The sequence below is a fragment of the Pedobacter sp. HMWF019 genome, from assembly GCF_003061025.1.
Classification (GTDB): Bacteria; Bacteroidota; Bacteroidia; order Sphingobacteriales; family Sphingobacteriaceae; genus Pedobacter.
Genome location: NZ_QAIL01000454.1, coordinates 1 through 3,084, shown reverse-complemented (window position 1 = coordinate 3,084; position 3,084 = coordinate 1). Strand labels below are relative to the sequence as shown.

Here is a 3,084-nt window from a genome sequence, read left to right as displayed (position 1 = left end):
CTTATTGCATTGTCTGGAACGGTTTTTTCCCAAGGTTTTTTAAAAAAATTGAAGGAAAAAGCTGCAAATGTGGGTAGTGATCTGATTACAAAAAAGGGCGCACAAAAAACCGAACAGGTGATTGATGGGGCTACGAAAAAAGGAAATGGTAACAAAGACAAATCAGGTAAAGTTAATGATGAAAAAAGAGATGGGGGTGCCAATTCAACGCAAAAAGCCAACCATTTGGCGTCTTACTCAAAATTTGATTTTGTGCCTGGTGATAAAATCGTATATGCGGAGAATTTTGACCAGGATGTGATTGGTGAATTTCCGCTAAAGTGGTTTACTAATGGTTCGGCGGAAGTGGTAACTGTTGATGGACTTGCCGGAAGGTGGTTGAAGTTGGTTTCTGGGAGAACCTTAACACCTACTGTGAAGTTTCCCCCGAATTTTACATTTGAGTACGATTTACTGGTGAACCTCCCGGTTAAAACTACTGCGGTTTATCCAGCGTGGCAATTTCAAATTTATGATGGTGGTGATAAAGCTTTAAAGTTAAGCTACGGCGGACATAAGCTAAATAATATGTTGAACTTTAAGACAAGATTTCCTGCTGAGTATGCGGATGTTAAAATGGATGCTACAGAAAAAGGCATTGTAAAGTTGAATACGGAGTGGAATAGGTTAAGAGATTTTAGTCGATATTATGGAGGCGGGGTGGTCCATGTTGCGATGACGGTACAGGGCGAGAGATTCAGAATGTGGTTTAATGATGAAAAAGTCATGGATGTTCCTACGGCGGTTGCACTCAATCATAGTTTTAATCAGATTCAGTTTGAGGCTGCTAAAGTCAGAGAAGGGTATCCTGCATTTTATGTAGGCAATATTAAGCTTGCTGAGGGTAAAGCTGATACCCGCTCTAAACTGATGGATGAGGGCAGGTTTGTGACCACGGGTATTCAGTTTGATTCTGGTTCGGATAAGATAAAACCAATTTCTACGGGGATCATTAAGGAGATTGCGGCTGCCCTTAAAGACAATGCTATTCAAGTGAGAATTATTGGTCATACAGATGATGAAGGCGGAGCTGAGTCTAATTTGCTATTGTCTAAAAAACGTGCAGAGGCGGTGAAGAAGATGTTAGTTGATGATTATGGCATTTCAGAGATATCGATTTTGACGGATGGCAAGGGTGCTGGTCAGCCTGTTGGAGATAATAAAACCAGTACAGGAAAAGCACAGAACAGGCGGGTTGAATTTGTAAAAGTTTAACTTATACATTTACAATTGTTTAGCGTTTTGGGCGTATATTCGTTTTGAAGGATCGTGACTTGCTAAAATGCCTGTCTTGTAAATTTATATGGTCTAAATGATGAATAAGAAAATTTTTCTTGTGCTTTTTCTTTATTTGAGCGGTTTCTGTATGGCCTCTGCTAATTTAAGTTTTCAGCTTCCGCAATTACCTGTTTCTTTCCGGCAAGAACTTGAAGTTGCAAAGGCGCATATGAAGAAAAACATGCTGGACTCTGCAGAGCTAAGTTTAAGAAAAGTTAAAAGCATGTTGCCTCCGTTAAAGGATACCATTGGCACTTTTAATTATCTTCAATATCTGGATGCTTATCATGATTTACTTTTCCGTAAATCATTGCACGAGCAGGCGAAGCAGGTGTCTCAGGAAATGCTTAGGGTCAGCAAGAAAACAAATGATAAAAAGCATATGGCGGAAGCTTTTTATGGCCTGGCGCTTAATCAAAGTAAACTTGGACAGTGGAGCTTGGCTGCTGACAATATCACTAAAGCGCTAAAGGTTTCTGAAGGCCTATACAATACAGCTGAAAAGGCAAAATACTATTTTTTTCTCTCTGATGTTTTTTTTGAACTTCGGGAGGGTAATAAGTCGCTGGACTATTCAACTAAAGCCTATAGCTTGTTGAGCAGTAGTGGTAATACTAATTTGATTAAGGAGCGGTTAGACATTGCGCTGCTGGAGATGTTGAGTGGACAGGATGATCTTGCTTTAAGACACTTGCAGGAAGCTGAACGAAATATTGATAAAGCAAGGGAACCATTGCAGGTGGCCAGAATTTATTTGTTCCTGAGTCATGCGTACGTGATTAAAAAGCAGTTTGATCATTCTTTAATAGAGTTGAATAAAATTCCTGAGTATTACACACGCATTAACAATGAAGATCCTGGCTTCAAACTTCATACGGAAATGGCGATGGCTGAAACGCATTATGGATTGGGGAATTATGAAAGGGCTAAATATTATTTCAACAGAAATATCAACCAGGCGTTGCGAGAAATGGATACTAGTGACATTAGGGAATGTTATCAACTTGGTTCAAGAATATATGAGGCTTTGGGTGATAAAGGGACGGCTCTGGATTATTTAAAGAGATATATTGTTTTTAGTGATTCTGCTAATTCTGTTTCTATGAAGAAAGCCATTCATGAAACGGACATTAAATACCAGACGACTTTAAAGGAAAAGGCTATTGCTGACCAGAAGTTGTTGATTATGCGTAAGGATTATGAATTGCATAGAAAGGACAGATACCTGATTTTTGGTTGTTCAGCAATCGTATTGCTCATCCTGTCTGTGGTTATTGTATACCTGGTTTACAGGAACAGAAATCAAGCAATAGAATTGACTTTGCTGAAGGCACAGATCCATCCTCATTTTCTTTTCAATACGCTGAATAATTTGTTTGCACTGTGTATCAGTAAGTCTGATGCGGCACCTGGGGTGGTTCTGGGTTTAGCAAATATTTTGCGTTATATACTGTATGAGTGTAACAGCGTGACTGCAGATCTTCAGAAGGAACTGGATATCATTGCTGAATATGTGGCCCTGGAGAAGATCAGGCATGTTGAGGGTCTTGAAGTGAATACCTATATGGATCCCGAACTTCGGGGTTACACGGTTGCACCCTTGCTTTTGCTACCTCTAGTAGAAAATGCGTATAAGCATGGGGTGAATAAGCTTGAAGGGGATTGTTGGATAAATATTGAAGCTAGAATTAGGGGGAACAAATTTATTTTTAAGATATCTAATAATAAACCATTGACTGCAAATCGATCAGTGGTGAAGTCTAAGTA

General features: G+C 39.3%; 2 protein-coding genes. Both read left to right on the top strand.

The window, feature by feature from the left end:
* Positions 1-1,254, top strand: a 1,254-nt coding sequence (locus tag DBR11_RS23960; protein ID WP_233260882.1) for an OmpA family protein, incomplete at its 5' end; no start/stop codon positions are given.
* Between the two features lie 97 nt (positions 1,255-1,351).
* On the top strand, positions 1,352-3,084 hold a 1,733-nt coding region (locus DBR11_RS23955), incomplete at its 3' end, for a sensor histidine kinase (protein ID WP_199233938.1).